The 17,308-nt window shown below is 63.2% G+C and carries 14 protein-coding genes; 4 read left to right on the top strand and 10 right to left on the bottom strand.

Annotation, left to right across the window (positions count from 1 at the left end; translation table 11 throughout):
* Positions 1 to 7: 7 nt before the first annotated feature.
* The 9 genes from IEX64_RS05290 to pgi all read right to left on the bottom strand — a co-directional run bounded on the left by IEX64_RS05290 (position 8) and on the right by pgi (position 12,969).
* Positions 8 to 811 carry a heme-dependent oxidative N-demethylase family protein gene (locus IEX64_RS05290; RefSeq protein WP_188818641.1) on the bottom strand — a complete coding sequence of 268 codons (804 nt, stop codon included), beginning with the start codon at positions 809 to 811 and terminating at the stop codon, positions 8 to 10.
* A 24-nt stretch (positions 812 to 835) separates the two neighbouring features.
* A complete protein-coding gene (scpA, locus tag IEX64_RS05295; RefSeq protein ID WP_188818642.1) occupies positions 836 to 2,974 on the bottom strand; it encodes a methylmalonyl-CoA mutase in 2,139 nt (712 codons plus the stop codon).
* 55 nt (positions 2,975 to 3,029) lie between these two features.
* Complete coding sequence (gene mce, locus IEX64_RS05300; RefSeq protein WP_188818643.1) at positions 3,030 to 3,467, bottom strand: methylmalonyl-CoA epimerase; 438 nt, start codon at positions 3,465 to 3,467, stop codon at positions 3,030 to 3,032.
* A gap of 6 nt (positions 3,468 to 3,473) precedes the next feature.
* On the bottom strand, positions 3,474 to 4,655 hold the full coding sequence (gene bktB / locus IEX64_RS05305) for a beta-ketothiolase BktB (RefSeq protein WP_188818644.1): 1,182 nt from the start codon (positions 4,653 to 4,655) through the stop codon (positions 3,474 to 3,476).
* Positions 4,656 to 4,777: 122 nt separating this feature from the next.
* Positions 4,778 to 6,304 (bottom strand): acyl-CoA carboxylase subunit beta, encoded by a 1,527-nt coding sequence (locus IEX64_RS05310; protein ID WP_188818645.1) that lies wholly within the window; start codon positions 6,302 to 6,304, stop codon positions 4,778 to 4,780.
* Positions 6,305 to 6,467: 163 nt separating this feature from the next.
* Positions 6,468 to 7,523 (bottom strand): cytochrome c oxidase assembly protein, encoded by a 1,056-nt coding sequence (locus tag IEX64_RS05315; protein WP_188818646.1) that lies wholly within the window; start codon positions 7,521 to 7,523, stop codon positions 6,468 to 6,470.
* A gap of 51 nt (positions 7,524 to 7,574) precedes the next feature.
* Positions 7,575 to 8,921 carry a glutathione-disulfide reductase gene (gor, locus tag IEX64_RS05320; RefSeq protein ID WP_188818647.1) on the bottom strand — a complete coding sequence of 449 codons (1,347 nt, stop codon included), beginning with the start codon at positions 8,919 to 8,921 and terminating at the stop codon, positions 7,575 to 7,577.
* 97 nt (positions 8,922 to 9,018) lie between these two features.
* Positions 9,019 to 11,094 carry a S8 family peptidase gene (locus tag IEX64_RS05325; protein ID WP_268238438.1) on the bottom strand — a complete coding sequence of 692 codons (2,076 nt, stop codon included), beginning with the start codon at positions 11,092 to 11,094 and terminating at the stop codon, positions 9,019 to 9,021.
* A 354-nt stretch (positions 11,095 to 11,448) separates the two neighbouring features.
* Positions 11,449 to 12,969: a glucose-6-phosphate isomerase gene (pgi, locus tag IEX64_RS05330; protein ID WP_188818649.1), complete on the bottom strand. Its 1,521-nt coding sequence runs from the start codon at positions 12,967 to 12,969 to the stop codon at positions 11,449 to 11,451.
* Positions 12,970 to 13,117: 148 nt separating this feature from the next.
* Here pgi and lepB point away from each other — a divergent pair, with 148 nt between their 5' ends.
* The 4 genes from lepB to IEX64_RS05350 all read left to right on the top strand — a co-directional run bounded on the left by lepB (position 13,118) and on the right by IEX64_RS05350 (position 16,722).
* A complete protein-coding gene (gene lepB / locus IEX64_RS05335; RefSeq protein ID WP_188818650.1) occupies positions 13,118 to 14,002 on the top strand; it encodes a signal peptidase I in 885 nt (294 codons plus the stop codon).
* 13 nt (positions 14,003 to 14,015) lie between these two features.
* Positions 14,016 to 14,684 carry a ribonuclease III gene (rnc, locus tag IEX64_RS05340; protein ID WP_188818771.1) on the top strand — a complete coding sequence of 223 codons (669 nt, stop codon included), beginning with the start codon at positions 14,016 to 14,018 and terminating at the stop codon, positions 14,682 to 14,684.
* Positions 14,685 to 14,809: 125 nt separating this feature from the next.
* Complete coding sequence (era, locus tag IEX64_RS05345; protein ID WP_188818651.1) at positions 14,810 to 15,703, top strand: GTPase Era; 894 nt, start codon at positions 14,810 to 14,812, stop codon at positions 15,701 to 15,703.
* Entirely contained in the window at positions 15,703 to 16,722 is a 1,020-nt protein-coding gene (locus IEX64_RS05350; protein ID WP_188818652.1) for an SGNH/GDSL hydrolase family protein, read from the top strand. Before era ends, IEX64_RS05350 begins: the two co-directional genes overlap by 1 nt.
* Here the strand turns inward: IEX64_RS05350 and recR are convergent.
* Positions 16,697 to 17,293, bottom strand: coding sequence for a recombination mediator RecR (gene recR / locus IEX64_RS05355; RefSeq protein WP_188818653.1), 597 nt, complete (start codon positions 17,291 to 17,293; stop codon positions 16,697 to 16,699). The two genes, IEX64_RS05350 and recR, sit on opposite strands and share 26 nt — an antisense overlap.
* Between the last annotated feature and the right edge of the window lie 15 nt (positions 17,294 to 17,308).

Genomic DNA, 17,308 nt, shown 5'->3' on the forward strand with positions numbered 1-17,308 from the left:
CCCCTCCTCAAGCGGCCTGCGCCCGGGCGCGACCTGCTGCATAGCCGAGCAGCGCGGGAGCATAATGTGGACCAGCGCGGCGTTCCAGTTCGCCGTCCATGAACCCTTCTACCGATTGCGCGATGCGCGCAACGCCCTCGTCACTGAGCATGCCGAGAGGCGTGCGATAGATGCCGATGGTAAAGACGATGGCCCGCGACTTCGGCAGCCGCCGCAAGGCCTCGCGCTCACAGCGCGCGAATAGAGTCTCACCCGCGTTTTCCGCCGTCACATGTGCGAAGCGCTCGGCCGGCGACACTTCGGGCATGTAGCGCATGTCGTCCGAAGCGACGACGAAGGCATTGGTGCGGCCGAAGATGTTGAACGACTGCAACCCGTCCATGAACTTGTCGACAGGCGATGCGAGCTTGTCGGCATAGCCATGGATCGGCTCGTGCACCTGATGCACCGGCTTTCCCATTTTCTCGGACAGGCGCCAGTCGGTCGGAAAGGCAACCGCGCCGGCACCGAGACGGAACGGCTCGCCGGGCGCGTCCTGCACCATCACGCAGAGATCTTCCCATACCGAACGGGCACAGGCTTCAAGACCGCCATCAACGCCCAGCAGCTCGGCCAGCTCCGAAATTCCGGCTTCGGCTTCGGGCAGCACCATCACGCTTTCGGGATGGGCATCGAAGCCTGCCTTGCGCGCGGCAAGGTCAGGCTGCGGATCGAGCCACGCGTTCTCGGCGAGCTTGACCAGCCCCATGCGCAGCGGGCCGGAAACCCGTGCGCTGGGAAGCAGGTCCTCTACCGAGAAGCCCAATGACATCGTGCCGCGTACCTCCAGTCCTGATTATTCAGCGGCTTCCAGAGCATCGTCGGCAGGCGGCATGTTGTGGCCGAGGAGACGCAGGACGTCAGCAGCGCATTCCACCACGTTCGAGCCGGGACCGTAGATGCCCTGGACGCCAGCGCGCTTGAGGAAATCGTAGTCCTGCTGCGGGATCACGCCGCCGGCAACGACCTTGATGTCGGCGCGGCCGGCATCCTTGAGATGGCCGATCAGTTCGGGGATGAGCGTCTTGTGACCGGCCGCCAGCGAGCTGGCACCCACGGCATCGACACCGTTCTCAACCGCCATCTTGCAGGCTTCTTCGGGCGTCTGGAACAGCGGTCCGGTAACAACGTCGAAGCCCATGTCGCCGAAGGCGGAGGCAATGACGTTGGCGCCGCGGTCGTGGCCGTCCTGGCCCATCTTGGCAACGAACAGCTTGGGCGCACGGCCAAGGCGGGTAGTGACGGCTTCGACGCCATCGAGCACCTGCTGATAGCGGCTGTCCCCGGCGTAGGCCGAACCGTAAATGCCCTTAACCGGGGTCGGCATCGTGCCATAGCGGCCGAATGCGGTTTCCATGGCATCCGAAATCTCGCCGAGGGTCGCACGCTCGCGAGCGGCATCGACGGCGAGTGCGAGCAGGTTGCCCTTGCCCTTCGCGCCTTCGGTCAGCGCCTTGAGCGCGGCCTGGCACTTGGCTTCGTCGCGGCCCTCGCGGGTGCGCTTGATGCGCGCGATCTGCGCTTCGCGGACCTTGTGGTTGTCCACCTCGAGCGTCTCGATCGGGTCTTCCTGGTCGCGGCGATACTTGTTGACGCCGACGATCACATCCTCGCCGCGGTCGACGCGGGCCTGACGGCCAGCAGCCGCTTCCTCGATCATCGCCTTGGGCCAGCCAGCGGCAACCGCCTTGGCCATGCCACCTTCGTTCTCGACGCGCTCGATGATTTCCCAGGCCTTGTCGACCAGTTCCTTGGTCAGCGCCTCGATGTAGTACGAGCCACCCAGCGGATCGACGACATTGCACATGCCGGTCTCTTCCTGGATGACGATCTGAGTGTTACGCGCGATGCGGGCCGAGAAGTCGGTCGGCAGCGCGATCGCCTCGTCGAGGGCATTGGTGTGCAGCGACTGGGTGCCGCCCAGCATCGCCGCCATTGCCTCGATCGTGGTGCGCATGACGTTGTTGTAGGGATCCTGCTCCTGCAGCGACACGCCCGAGGTCTGGCAGTGGGTGCGCAGCATCTTCGAACGCTCGGACTGGGCGCCGAGCTGGGTCATCGCACGGTGCCACAGCGTACGCGCGGCGCGCAGCTTGGCGATTTCCATGAAGAAGTTCATGCCGATAGCGAAGAAGAACGACAGACGGCCGGCGAACCTGTCGATATCGAGGCCCGAGGCGACGCCGTACTTCACGTATTCCATGCCGTCGGCAATGGTGAAGGCGAGTTCCTGCACCTGCGTCGCACCGGCTTCCTGCATGTGGTAGCCGGAAATTGAAATGCTGTTGAATTTCGGCATGTTATCCGCGGTATATGCGAAGATGTCCGAAATGATCCGCATCGAGGGCTCGGGCGGGTAGATGTAGGTGTTGCGGACCATGAACTCCTTGAGGATGTCGTTCTGGATGGTCCCGGTCAGCTTTTCGGGGCTGACGCCCTGCTCTTCGGCGGCGATAATGTAGAACGCCAGGCACGGGATGACCGCACCGTTCATCGTCATCGAAACCGACATCTCGTCGAGCGGAATGCCGTCGAAGAGAATCTTCATGTCCTCGACCGAATCGATGGCGACGCCCGCCATGCCGACGTCACCGACCACGCGCGGGTGATCGGAGTCGTAGCCGCGGTGCGTGGCAAGGTCGAAAGCCACCGACAGACCCTTCTGACCGGCGGCGAGGTTGCGGCGGTAGAAAGCGTTGGATTCTTCAGCGGTCGAGAAACCGGCATACTGGCGGATCGTCCAGGGCCGACCGGCATACATCGACGCCTTAACGCCGCGGGTGAACGGCGCGAAACCGGGCAGGCCCGGATCGGTGGTGACGTCCTCCGCGGTGTAGAGCGGCTTGACCGCGATGCCTTCAGGCGTGTTCCAGGTCAGGTCCCGGCCCTTGACCTCCTTGTCGGCAAGCGCCTTCCAGTCGTTGATGTCTGCCATAGTCGGTTTCCTCAGTCGGGCGCCCTTCCCTGTCCGAGGGCGCCTTTCGTCAATATCAGTGGGCTTCCTTGGGCGTTTCCATGATCTCGGTCAGCTGTCCGCCCATGTCCTTGGGGTGGACAAAGAAGATCATGGTGCCGTGAGCACCGATGCGGGGTTCGCCCAGCACGCGCTTGCCCTGGCTCTCGAACCAGGCCTTGGCCTCGTTGATGTCCGGCACTTCGTAGCAAACGTGGTGCTGGCCGCCCAAGGGGTTCTTTTCCAGCCACTTGCCGACCGCCGAGTCCGCCTCGGTGGGCTGGAGCAGTTCGACCTGCGTGCCTGCCGTACCGTTCTCACCCGGCGTGTTGACGAAGCATACACGCACCTTCTGGCTGTCGAGCACGAAAGGCTCGGTAATGTCCGTGGCGCCCATCACGTCGCGGTAGAAAGCGATGGAAGCGTCTAGGTCGGGCGTAGCAACGCCGATATGGTTCATGCGGCCGAGTTTCATGGCAGATTACTCCACATTCTCGATGATCATGGCGATGCCCTGGCCACCACCGATGCACATGGTGATGAGACCATACTTACCGCCGATGCGCTTCAGCTCGTACATGCACTTGATGGTGAGCATACAGCCGGTCGCGCCGACGGGGTGGCCGATGGACACGCCCGAACCGTTGGGGTTCACCTTCTCCGGATCGAAGCCGAGCACCTTGGCGCAGGCAGCGGCCTGGGCGGCGAAGGCTTCGTTGGATTCGATCACGTCCATCTGATCGAGCGAGAGGCCAGCACGTTCCAGCGCGATCGGCACGGCCTTGATCGGGCCTTCGCCCATGTAGTCGGGCTCGACGCCCGCGTGGCCCCAAGCAACGATCTTTGCCATCGGCTTCAGGCCGCGGCTTTCGACTTCGCTGCCGGTCGCCAGCACGACTGCAGCAGCACCGTCGTTGATGCCCGAGGCGTTGCCGGCGGTGACCGAGCCGTCCTTCTTGAAGGCGGGCTTCATCTTGCCCAGCACTTCCATGGTGGTGTCGGCCTTCACGTGCTCGTCGGTGTCGAACACCACGACGCCCTTGCGCGACTTCACCTCGACCGGAAGGATCTGCTCCTTGAAGCGACCTTCGGCGATGGCGCGGCTGGCGCGCTGGTGGCTGGTAACCGACAGCTTGTCCATGTCCTCGCGCGTCACCTGATGACGTTCGGCGACGTTCTCCGCGGTGATGCCCATGTGATACCCGCCGATGGCGTCGGAAAGACCGAGCGTCAGGGCGTCTTCCTGCACGTTCGGGCCCATCTTCTTGCCCCAGCGCGTACCATGGTCATGATAGGGCACGTTCGACATCGACTCTGCACCGCCGGCGAGCGTGATCTTGGCCTCGCCCAGCTTCATCATCTGCGCGGACGAGACAATCGCCTGAACGCCCGAGCCGCACAGGCGGTTGAGCGTCAGCGCTGGTGTCGACAACGGCACACCGGCATTGATACCGATCACGCGGCTGAGCATCTCATCGCGGGCGCTGTTGGGCATGACCTGGCCGATCACGATGTGCTCGACCGCTTCGGGCTCGACACCCGCGCGCTTAAGCGCCTCGGTTGCGACCATGCCGCCCAGCTCCGAAGGCGCGAAGCTCTTGAGCGAACCACCGAAGTCGCCGACTGCCGTGCGCACGCCGCTGACGATGTAGATGTCTTCCATGACCTGACTTCCAATCCCTAGTTCAGTTTCGATCGGGGAGGACCTGTGCAGGTCCGTACCCGATCGCGATACTCGCAAAAGGGACACTTCCCGCCGATTGCGGCGACTGTGCCCCGCTTGCGTTACAGCGGAATGTTATCGTGCTTCTTCCAAGGGTTCTCGAGCTGCTTGTTGCGCAGCTTGCGAAGGCCCAGAGCGATGCGACGACGGGTCGAATGCGGGTAGATCACTTCGTCGATGTAGCCGCGGCTCGCCGCCACGAACGGGTTGGCGAAGCGGTCCTCGTATTCCTTGGTCCTGGCGGCGATGCCGTCCGCGTCGAGACCGCGGAAAATGATCTCCACCGCGCCCTTGGCGCCCATCACTGCGATTTCAGCGGTCGGCCAGGCGTAGTTGAGATCACCGCGCAGGTGCTTCGAGCTCATCACGTCGTAAGCGCCGCCATAGGCCTTGCGGGTAATCACGGTGATCTTCGGCACCGTCGCTTCGGCAAAGGCGAAGAGCAGCTTGGCGCCATGCTTGATGATGCCGTTGTGTTCCTGATCGGTGCCGGGAAGGAAGCCCGGAACGTCCACGAAGGTGATGATCGGGATGTTGAAGGCGTCGCAGAAACGCACGAAACGCGCGGCCTTCTTCGAGGAGTCGATGTCAAGCACGCCCGCCAGAACCATCGGCTGGTTGGCGACAATACCGACAGTACGACCTTCGACGCGGCCAAAGCCGCACAGGATGTTGCCAGCATGAAGCGGCTGGATCTCGAAGAATTCACCCTCGTCGAGCGTCTTGCGGATCACTTCCTGCATATCGTACGGCTGGTTCGCCGATGGCGGGATGATCGTGTCGAGACTTTCCTCGGCGCGATCCCACGGATCGGCGCAGGGACGCTCGGGGACTTCGTCACGGTTCGAGGCCGGTAGAAAATCGATAAAGTCGCGCGCTGCCAGCAGCGCCTCGATGTCGTTTTCCAGCGCCAGGTCGGAAACCGAAGTCTTGCTGGAGTGCGTGATCGCGCCGCCCAGCTCTTCCTGGGTCACGACTTCGTTGGTGACGGTCTTCACAACGTCGGGACCAGTCACGAACATGTACGAGCTGTCCTTCACCATGAAGATGAAGTCGGTCATCGCCGGCGAATACACGGCACCGCCCGCGCAGGGGCCCATGATCAGCGAGAGCTGCGGGATCACGCCCGAAGCCGTGACGTTGCGCTGGAAAACGTCGGCATAACCGCCAAGCGAAGCGACGCCTTCCTGAATGCGCGCGCCGCCGGAGTCGTTGAGACCGATGACCGGGGCGCCGACCTTCATCGCCGCGTCCATGACCTTGCAGATCTTCTGCGCGTGGCGAGCCGACAGCGAACCGCCGAAAACCGTGAAGTCCTGCGAAAAGACGTAGACGAGACGGCCGTTGATCGTGCCCGAACCGGTAACAACACCGTCACCCGGGATCTTCTGGTCCTGCATGCCGAAATCGACGCAGTCGTGTTCGACGTAGAGATCCATCTCTTCGAAGCTGTCTTCGTCCAGCAGAACCTCAAGGCGCTCGCGCGCAGTGAGCTTACCCTTGGCGTGCTGACCATCGATGCGCCGCTGACCGCCGCCCATCTTGGCGGCTGCACGACGGCTTTCCATTTCGGCGATATTGGCTGACATCCGGCTTCCCTTGTCCGCAGTGGTTCCAGCTTGGAAATGCTGGGTTTGCTAAGGCAGGTCGAAGCGCTCAGGTCAATAGTTTTAATCGCACGATTAAAACAAATCGCAGCCCCGGTTAGGCCCACTTCGCCCCACCGATAGATCGCCCGGGGCCGGAAACGCTCTAGCCCGGAATCTGACCGGAAAGCCCGAAATCGCGGGCCTTGTCATGCGGATGATCGATCAGCGAGACGACGCTGAAGACGATCGCCAGCATCAGCAACGCGAAACCGGCCAGACCCAAAGCCAAAGTCCGATTGGCGCCCGAACTCGCAACCGCCATATCCCGCCCGGTGCGCAGACGCCGGGTGACAACGCGGTGTTCCTCGCTGCCCCAGCGGTGGATGACCAGAATGGCGCTAACCGCGAACATCATGGTGCCCGGAATCCACATAATGATGCCGCCGGTCTGCTCGTCGGTCAGCATCGAGACATGCCACATATGTCCGAAAGCCAAGTAGGCGTCGTAGAGCGGCACCGTCTTGAATGTCAGGAATGCACCCAGCACGATGTTGCCCAGCGCGGCAAAGACGAACATGCCCAGCCGTGCACCCAGCCCCGGCCCCTGCGGAGCGGTGCGCCGGTCGAAGATCACCGAGAAGAAGATCAGTCCTGTCGCCAGCAGGCTGATGTGCCACATGTAATGGATCGGCTCGTCGAGGATCGCCATGTCGTGGAAATGCGGCAGCATCCAGAAGTAGCTGGCGAACAGGAACAGCAAGGTCGCGACGACCGGGTGGCGCAGAAAGTCGACAAGCCCTCGCAGCCAGCCGGTGCCCGCGAAAAACTTGCAAACCCCATTCGGCAGGCCACGCACCATGGCCGCTTGCGGCCGCGACAAGAAGATCAGCATCGGCGCCACGGTTCGCAGCAGCATGTGTTCGACCTGATGGACCGCGAAAATATGGTCCGCGAGGCGCTCAACCGGCGAAATCAGCGCCACGAAAAGCGCCACAAGTCCACCGAAGAACGCAGCGATGCGCCAACGCTCGTCGACCAGGCCGTGGCGGCTCCCGCGCCAGTAGATCAGCCCGGCAATGACAAGGCCCAGCAGGATTTCCGGCGAGAGTTGCCAGAGCGTCCAGGGGTTGACGTCTTCATGCACGTGCCCGCCATGCGCGAGCACCGGTGTCGAAAGGAGGGCGAGGAGAACCGCGGACAGCCATCGTAGATAACGCATGGCGGGGGCATAGCCCCCTCGCCCGCGCATGCAACCCCTGCGCCTGTTCCGTCACTTCAGCAGGACGAGTTCCTCCGACATCGTCGGGTGAATAGCGACGGTTGCGTCGAAGTCCGCCTTGGTGAGGCCAGCTTTCACGGCAATGGCCGCTGCCTGCATGATCTCGGGGCTCTCCGGCCCGATCATGTGCATGCCGACGACACGGTCGGTCGCGGCATCGCAGATCATCTTGTAGAGGGCGCGTTCGTTGCGATGCGCAACGACATTCTTCATCGGCCGGAAGTCGCTGGTATAGACCTTGATCGAACCCAGCGTGTTGGTCGCTTCGGCCTCGGTCATACCCACCGCGGCAATCGGCGGATGACTGAACACGGCCGAGGGGATGCAGCCGTAATCGACTGTGGTCGGCTTGTCGCCGAAGACGGTGTCGGCAAAGGCTTGCCCCTCGCGGATCGCAACCGGCGTGAGCTGGACGCGGTTGGTCACATCGCCCACGGCATAGATGTGATCGACGCTGCTCTTGGAGTACTCGTCGACCTTGATCGCGCCCTTTTCGTCGACTTCGACGCCCACGTCCTCGAGACCAAGGCCCTCGACATTGGGCACGCGGCCGGTAGCAAACATCACGCAGTCCACTTCGAGCGGTTCGTGATTGGTCATGTGCGCGGTCAGAGAACCGTCTTCGTTCTCCTCGATCTTGATGAACTCGGCATTGAACCGGAAATCGATACCCTTCATCAACGAGATCTGCAGCAGGCGATCGCGCACGCTCTCGTCATAGCCACGCAGAAGCTGGTCGGAACGGTTGATCAGCGTCACCTTGGCCCCGAACTCGTTGAAGATGCCGGCAAACTCATTGGCAATGTAGCCTGCGCCTGCGATCAGAACACGCTTCGGGATAGCGTCGAGGTGAAAGGCCTCGTTCGAGGTGATGCCCAGCTCGTGACCCGGAAAACTGGGTACATGCGGACGCGCGCCCGTTGCAATCAGGATGACCTTGGCCGTCTTCTTCTCGCCGCTCGACAGGGTGATTTCGTGCGGTCCGGTAATCGTCGCACGCTCATGGAAAATCTCGACTTCGTGGCTCTCCAGCGTCTTGGTGTAGAGCCCGTTGAGCCGGTCGACGTCGCCGAGCACATTGTCGCGCAGCTTGACCCAGTCGAACGTGCATTCAGGGATGTCCCAGCCGAAATGCTTGGCGTCCTCGAGATCCTCGGCAAAGTGGGCGCCGTAGATGAGCATCTTCTTGGGCACGCAGCCCCGGATCACGCAGGTGCCGCCGACCCGATGCTCTTCTGCCACCGCTACTCTGGCACCGTGGGCCGCCGCCACACGACTGGCGCGCACACCGCCCGATCCGGCCCCGATGGTGATAAGGTCGTAGTCGTATTCGGCCATGCAGATGCTCCTGTTGCGCGCCTAAATGCGGATCGCGGGCGCATATGGGGCATGTGCTGCCGGATTGCCAACCGGCGACGGGATTTTCAGCGATCCATCACGGCAATGTCACGCGCCAGATCCCCAATGCACGCACGTCGCTTGCATCGGCGTTGCTGGCCAGCCCGAAGTGCACCAGCGAATTCGACCCGCCACGGGCGTACCCCAAGGTCAGGAGCGGATCGATCCGACCGGAAAAGTCGACCCGGCGATTGGTGAAGAGCAGGGAACGGCTGGCGAGATCATAGCTCGAGCCGACAGTGTAGGTTCCGCTGCCGGATACGACCGTGAGCGGCTGCACAAGCCCGAAGCTCATTTGGCCACCGAGAGCATTCCGGCTTGCGGTAAGGCCGAAGCGGTTGGTCAGCATCGTTCCCGCATCGGTCAGCAGCGTATCGTCGGCAAGCTTGAGCCGGGTTGCGCCGAGACTGGCGTAGCCCCCCAGCTTCCACTTTCCGAGCGCGACGTCGTGCGAGGCTTCGAGAAAAACGGTCCTCGCCCCGTCTCCAAAGCGCAAGGCGCCCGAACCGGTCGGCGTACCGAACACGACGTTGTTCTCATCCAGCATGCCCGCCTTGAAACGCAGCCCTGCCTTTCGCCACGATACGACCGCGCCCTTGGCGGAACCGTAATCGGTCCTGCCCCCGACAGTCTCGACGCCGAGCCAACCGCCCGCCAGCGGATAGCGCGCCCCGATCGCGAGATTGGCGACAGGCGAATAGGCGAAGACGGCATCGGAACTCGGCGCCAGACCCATGAACTCGTCCGCCACCGAGTCGCTCGAACTGAGTGAAGCGGTGAACCACGCCTTTCCGCTGCGCACGGCCACACGGCCATTGGTAAGCATCGTGCGCACTTCGTCTTCACCCGGCCCGGTACGCAGATGCGTGAAACCCGCACTGGCCTGCAAGTCCGGTGTACCGATGAACGCGGAGCCGGCGTGGGCCTGCACCTGCACCCGGCGATCCAGCCATGCGCTATCGGTGCCGGGCTTGACGACAAGCCCGGAAAGATCGCCCTTGAAGTCCCGCCCATAGGCATCGAGCACCGTCACGTCGCCCAGCGCCTTGGCCGCGAAACCAGCACTGCCGATAGCGGTCGGAACGACCATGACGGAGCCTGTCGCCGAAGTCTGGGTCGCACCGTTGGACAAAGTGGGTTTCACTGGCGAGAGGGCCGCCTGCACATCGATCAGGCCGTGACCGTACACGGGGTCGACGCCCTTCGCGCCGATGTCGCGGGCGGTGTTGACGATGACCTGCCCGGCCTCGATCCCGGAAAGCTGCGGCCACTTGCTCAGGATCAGCGCGGCAAGGCCGCTGACCTGCGGCGTCGCGGAGCTGGTGCCGCTGAACATGACGAGCGACCCATCGACGTCCTGCGTGGCATTGGTCCCCATGGCGGCGACGCAATTGTTCATCGCGGCGGCACCGCACGCATTGGAATAGCCTGCCAACTGGTAGCTGGTCTGCGTGCCCGCCAAAGCCACCACGAAAAGCCAGCTCTTCGAATTGCTGGAATTGAGATCGAGATAGCCGACGGCCTCATCCGCGCTCTCGTTCCCCGCTGCATTGACGAAAAGCCCGCCAGTCTTCTGATAGCTCGCGACCGCCTGTGCCCAGCCCGCACTCGGCTTGGCAGCATCGAGCTTGGCGATTGAGGCATTGATCACCTTGATACCGAGGCTTCCGGCATAGTCGATGGCATCGGCAAGGCCGATCCCCAGCGTCTCCTGATCGTCGGGGTTGGTCTCGTCGAGATTGATCTCGCTGATCCGCAAGGCAACGATTTCGACGCCGGGAGCGATGCCCTGAACGCCGGTACCGTTGTTGGACGCCGCAAGCACCCCCGCAACCATGGTCCCATGATCGGAATAGTCATCGCCGATGACATTGCGGCGGGTGGTCACGCCGTTTTCGGTCACCGTGCCGTAGTCGCGGCTCAGGCTGGAGATCTTGCCTGCGAGTTCGGGGACTTCCTTCACCCCGTCATCGAGAACTGCAACCTTTACGCCCTGCCCGGTCCAGCCGTTGTCGAGCGCATAAAGTGCATTCACGTATTCGAACGAGATGTAGTTCCGCCTGAATTCGGTGTCGTCTTCGGCCGAACGCTTGGGCTGCTGGTTTTCCGGCACGATGACGTATCCGGCGGGCGGAGACGGGGTCGGCGTCGGAGTGGGCGAAGGCGTCGGCGTTGGGGACGGTGTTGGGCTGGGCGCGGAGTTCACGCCTCCACCGCCACCGCCTCCGCACGCAGAAAGCGCCAGTGCCAGCGCGCTTGCCACGAACGCGTTGCGGAGAGTTTTCGATGCGACCGCCATGCCCCGTACCCCCGCAGTGCCGCCCGCTGGTTCCCCTGAACCTATCCGCGACGGACTGCTTCTTATCGTGTCCTGGCCTCCCATTTAAGCGCGCAAATATTGCCGCTTTCTGAAAGGCTGCCCCTGCGGGAAGGCGACGCCGACGAGAGCCGATGCGAAGGCCGGACCTCAGTCGATCCCTGCAAGCTCCAGCAAAGCCTCCGTCGAAGGATCGAAAGTCGTACCGCCCTTCTCGATCTGTTTGGCGATTTCCTTGCCGAGTTCGACACCGAACTGGTCGAAGGGATTGATGCCCATCAGCACCGCGTTGGCAAAGGTGCGGTGTTCATGGAAGGCAATCAGGGCACCGAAAGTCGCCGGACTGACTTCATCCAACAGAATAGTGGCCGAGGGACGGTCGCCCGGATAGGCGCGGGCCGGGTCGTCGCTTTCCTTGCCCGCCATCAGCGCCGCACCCTGAGCGAAGCAGTTGGAAAGCAGGATGCGGTGATGCAGCGGTGCCAGATCGTGCCCCGGCGCGATAGCTGCGATGAAGTCCACCGGCACCAGCGTCGTGCCCTGATGGAGCAGCTGGAACACGGCGTGTTGGGCATCGGTCCCGACGCCGCCCCAGGTGATCGGCGCGGTCGGTCCGTCCACTGGCGAGCCGTCGACCTTCACGCTCTTGCCGTTCGATTCCATTTCGAGTTGCTGCAAATAGTCGGGCAGCATCGCCAGACGTTCGTCATAGGCGAATACCGCCCGCGTCTGGCAGCCGCGCAGGCGCGTGTAATACTGGTCCGCGAAGGCAGCCCGCAGCGGCAGATTGGCCATACCCTCGGCATCGCGGAAATGCTCGTCCATCGCGGCGGCCCCGGCGAGGAACTCCGCGAAGTCGGGACAGCCCAGGGCCATGGCCACAGGAAAGCCGATCGAGGACCACAGCGAATAGCGCCCGCCGACGCTTTCGGAGAACGGCAGTATCCGGGTCTCGTCGACGCCCCATTCCATTGCCTTTTCGGGCGAGGCCGTAAGCGCCACGACCCGACCGTAGGGATCATCCACACCGTTCTCGCGAAGCCATGCGATCGCGCTTTCGGCGTTGGTCATGGTTTCAATGGTCGTGAAAGTCTTGGACGCAACCGCCAGCATGGTCGTCGCGGGATCGCATGCCTCGAAAGCCTCTTCGAGGGCGCAACCATCGATATTGGAAACGACATGCACATCGACCATCGCTCCGTCGCGGGCCAATGCATCTACCGCGAGAGCGGGGCCAAGCGCAGAGCCGCCGATGCCGACATGGATCAGATGCTTCACATCGCCCATCGCGCCGCGATGAATGGCCTCGACAATCGCCGCCATGCGGTGATGGTTCTCGGCGGCCAGAGCGACGCTCTCCTCCTTGCCGACACCGCGCTGGGCGGTGTGCTCGGCGGCGCGCGCCTCAGTCACGTTGACGACCTCTCCGGCAAACAGCGCTGCCCGGCGACCGGCGAAGTTCATGGCTTCGGCGAGTTCCTCGAAAGCGGCCACGTGAGCGGCGTCGAGATGCGTCTTCGACCAGTCGAAACGGATCGAACAAGAGCTCTCCTCGTCACCGAGTTCGAAGGGCGTCGCAAATGTGTCTAGGCGGTCGGGATCGGCAGCGAACAATTGCGCGAGAGTCGGCTTGTCGAGATCCTTCAGCTTGTTCCACACCGCATCGCTCATGCATCACTCCTCACTGGCCCTGATCGGAGGTCTTATGGGTGCTGCATCCGCGAAATCCAAGCGCGAGTTTGTGCCATAATCGATCTGGCCCTCTACTTGGCAGGTAACGCTCTTGACGTATCGCCCTGCTGGCAACAAGGGTTCGCGCATGAGCGAGACTCCCAGCGCCGCCGACGCGGAAACCAAAAATCCAGCGCCCCAAAAGACTGGCGACAAGCCGAAAGCGCCCGTGAAGAAGGACGAGAACTTCTTCTCCTTCCTCCTTTGGCTGGTGCTGGGTGTGCTGGCGCTGCGCAGTTTCATCATCTCGCCGTTCAACATTCCCAGCGAGTCCATGCTGCCCCGCCTGCTCGACGGCGACTATCTATTCGCCACCAAGTGGTCCTACGGCTATTCCAAGTATTCGCTGCCCTTCAGCGTACCTCTGATCCCGGGCCGCATCCTCGCCAACCAGCCCGACCGCGGCGACGTCGTCATTTTCAAGGCGCCGCCGGGCAACCACGTCGATTACATCAAGCGCGTGATCGGTCTGCCGGGCGATGAAGTGCAGGTGAAGAGCGGTCAGGTCTGGTTGAACGGCAAGCCCATCCCCAAGAAGCGCATTGGCGATTTCGTGGTGCCGGTTTCCCCGAACACCCACTGCTATGCCCCCCGCTTCCAGAAGATGGACGTCAACGGCAAGGCCTTCTGCCACTATCCGCAGTTCCGCGAAACGCTGCCCGGCGGCAAGAGCTACAACGTGCTCGACTTCGGGCCGTCGGATGCGAACAATCCCTGGGGCGTCGATGCCGACAACACCCAGACCTTCATCGTGCCCGAGGGACACATGTTCGTGATGGGCGACAATCGCGACAACTCGATGGACAGCCGCTTTCCTGCCGTCGAGGGCGGCGGCATCGGGATCGTCCCGCAAAAGAACCTCGTGGGCAAGGCCGCAGTGATGATGTTCTCTACCGACGGTTCGGCCGAATGGCTGAAGCCCTGGACCTGGTTCACCGCTGCACGCTGGAACCGGATCGGGAGCACGATCTGACTTCGCCATGCCTATGCTTGATGGTGACACCCGCGCTTTTATAATCCAGCATTCCGGCTGCGAGCCCAAGGACGAGGCGCTGTGGATTGCAGCCCTGACGCACGGCTCGACCGGCGAAAAGCGTAACTACGAGAGACTGGAATTCCTCGGCGACCGGGTTCTCGGACTGTCGGTCGCTGAATGGCTTTATCAGAACAGCGAAGAGGCCGAAGGGCGTCTCTCGCAGCGGCTCAACGCGCTCGTCAGCCGCGCCACTTGCGCGCGGATCGCCCGCGATATCGGACTCGGGCCGCACATGCGGTTGGGCAAACAGGCCCGCGACGATGGTGGGCTCGATTCAGACAACATCCTGGGCGACGTGATGGAAGCACTGATCGGGGCCTGCTTCATCGAGAACGGCTTTCCGGCCGCGCGCGACATGGTCCGAAGCCTTTGGACCGACACGCTCGCCGGCAAGACGGGCAAGCGCAAGCACCCCAAGTCGGCGCTGCAGGAATGGGCCGCCGGCAATCGCCGCCGCATGCCCGAGTACCGCCTTGTCGAACGCAGCGGTCCGGACCATGCCTCGCGCTTCACCGTCGAGGTCTCGGTCCACAATGTCGGCTCGGCACAGGCAACCGCCAATTCAAAGCAGGATGCCGAAACGCAGGCCGCAGAAGAGTTCATGCGCAAATTCGGGTAATTGCTGACGTCAGACGCAGGCAAACGGCTTTGCAATTGCAACGCGCCGGCTGTTGCCCCAAATAGCGCGTGCGCAGGGTGTGTTCGACCACCGCCACGCACGAAATTCAAAGGAACACTGTCTCAATGACCGAAAAATGCGGTCTGGTCGCCGTGATCGGCGCGCCCAATGCGGGCAAGTCCACGCTCGTCAACGCTCTTGTCGGCCAGAAGGTCGCCATCACCTCGGCCAAGGCGCAGACCACACGCGCCCGGCTGATGGGCATCGCGCTGAAGGACGACGTGCAGATCATCCTCGCCGACACGCCCGGCATCTTCGCGCCCCGTCGCCGGCTCGACCGGGCGATGGTCGCCGCCGCTTGGGAAGGGGCTCAGGAGGCCGATGCCATCCTGCTTGTCGTCGATGCCGTGAAGCAGAGACGCCATGAACTCGAACCGCTGCTGGAAACGCTGAAAGACCGTTCGGAGCGTAAGCTGCTCGTCCTCAACAAGGTGGACGCCAGTGCCAAGGAACCGCTGCTCGCGCTGGCCGAAGACCTGACCGGCAAGGCCGCCTTCGACGAAGTGTTCTTCGTCTCGGCCCTCTCCGGCGACGGCGTTCCCGAACTGAAGCAGCGCCTTGCCGACCTGATGCCAGAAGGCCCCTGGCACTATCCCGAGGAGCAGGTCTCGGATGCTTCGGAACGCCTGCTCGCCTGCGAGATCACGCGCGAACAGCTCTACCAGCAACTCCACGACGAACTGCCTTATGACACCGCGGTACGTCCCGAGAGCTACACGCAGCGGAAAGACGGCTCAGTCGAAGTCCGCCAGCAGATCGTCGTTGCACGCGACAGCCAGAAGGCCATCGTGCTAGGCAAGCGCGGGGCGAAGATCCGCGCGATCGGGGAAGCGGCCCGCAAGGAACTCGCCGAAATCCTCGGCCAGAAGGTTCATCTCTTCCTGCACGTGAAGGTTGAGGAGAACTGGGCCGAAGCGCGCGACATTTACGAAGAAATCGGTCTGGACTGGGTGAAGTGATGAAGCGGATTGCCGTTGCGGCTGCCCTGTCGGCGGCAGCCTCCATTTTGCCGCTGACGCCCGCCATGGCTGGTACGGACAAGGCCCAAGCCGAAGCGGTCGAGGACACGCTGGAAGGCGCACAGTACGTTGCTATGGGCTCGTCTTACGCGGCAGGCCCCTTGCTACCCCCTGCCAAACCCGGTGCGCCGGCCCGCTGCGGTCAGAGCCTGAATAACTATCCCACGCTACTGGCCGAGCGGTTCGGCATGGTGCTTATCGACCGTAGCTGCTCGGGCGCGAAAACCGACCATGTGCTCGGTCCGTGGAATGAAGTCCCGGCGCAGGTCGCCAGCGTCACACCGGAAACGCGGCTGGTGACGATTACCATTGGCGGCAACGACCTGTCCTACGTCGGCAACCTGTTTTCGGCGACTTGCGCCTTCAATGCCAAGGCCGTGGCCTTGTCCGGCGCTAAGCCGAAGTCCTGCGCGCCCGTCCGGATTCCGACCGAGGCAGACTATGCCCGCGACGAAGCCCAGCTCAATGCCATAGTTCAGCGAATCCGCGACGTAGCGCCGCAAGCGAGGGTCGTATTCGTCCAGTACCTCTCACCGCTGCCACCTGCCGGATCGCTCTGCGCGGCAACGCCGGTCAGCGAAGAGCACGCCGCCATTATCCGTGCCATTGGCCAGCGTCTGGCGGAGATGACCGACCGGGTTGCCATCGCCAACGGCGCGCTGGTGGTCGAGATGAACCTTGCCTCCGCCAACCATACGCCGTGCGATCCCGAGCCGTGGATGATCGGCGCGCCGCAAGGCTACGATGGTAAGCAGGGACTGCAATGGCATCTCAACAAGGCGGGGATGCAGGCAGCCGCCGATGGCATTGCCTACTGGCTCATCGAAGCGGGTGTGAAGCCGGGCGAGGCGGTCGAGCCTGTCGCTCCGGAAGCGCCGTCCGATCAGCCTGCGACCACCGAAGAGGACGCGGCCCTCCCAGCGGCAACCACCGTCACCCCAGAGGACGGCGCGCCCTGATCGCCTGGGCGAGCGTGCCCTCGTCGAGATAGTCCAGCTCGCCGCCGACCGGCAGGCCGTGCGCGAGCTGAGTAACGCGAACCGGATAGTTCTCCAGCCTCTCGGCGATGTAGTGCGCGGTCGTCTGCCCCTCGAGCGTCGCGTTCATGGCGAGCAGGACTTCATCGATCCCGCCTTCCTCGATGCGGTGGAGCAGGCGATCGATCGTCAGGTCCTCCGGCCGCACGCCGTCGAGCGCCGAGAGCCTGCCGCCGAGCACATGATAGCGCCCGGTGAAGAGCTTGGCGCGGTCGAGCGCCCAGAGGTCGGCCACTTCCTCGACGACGCAGATCGAGCGGGCATCGCGGCGCGGATCGGTGCAGATGCCGCAGGGGTTGGTGGTATCGACGTTCCCACAGGTATCGCACTCGACCAGCGTATCGCGCACTTTCGCCAGCGCATCGAGCAGCTGCACCAGCGCCGTCTCGCGCCGCTTGATCAGCCAGAGCACGGCGCGGCGGGCGGAGCGCGGCCCCAGGCCGGGAAGGCGCGACAGGGCGACGGTAAGCGTCTCGATCTCTTGCGATGCCATAGCTTGACCGATAGG

This window comes from Novosphingobium indicum, from assembly GCF_014645195.1.
GTDB classification, from domain to species: Bacteria; Pseudomonadota; Alphaproteobacteria; order Sphingomonadales; family Sphingomonadaceae; genus Novosphingobium; species Novosphingobium indicum.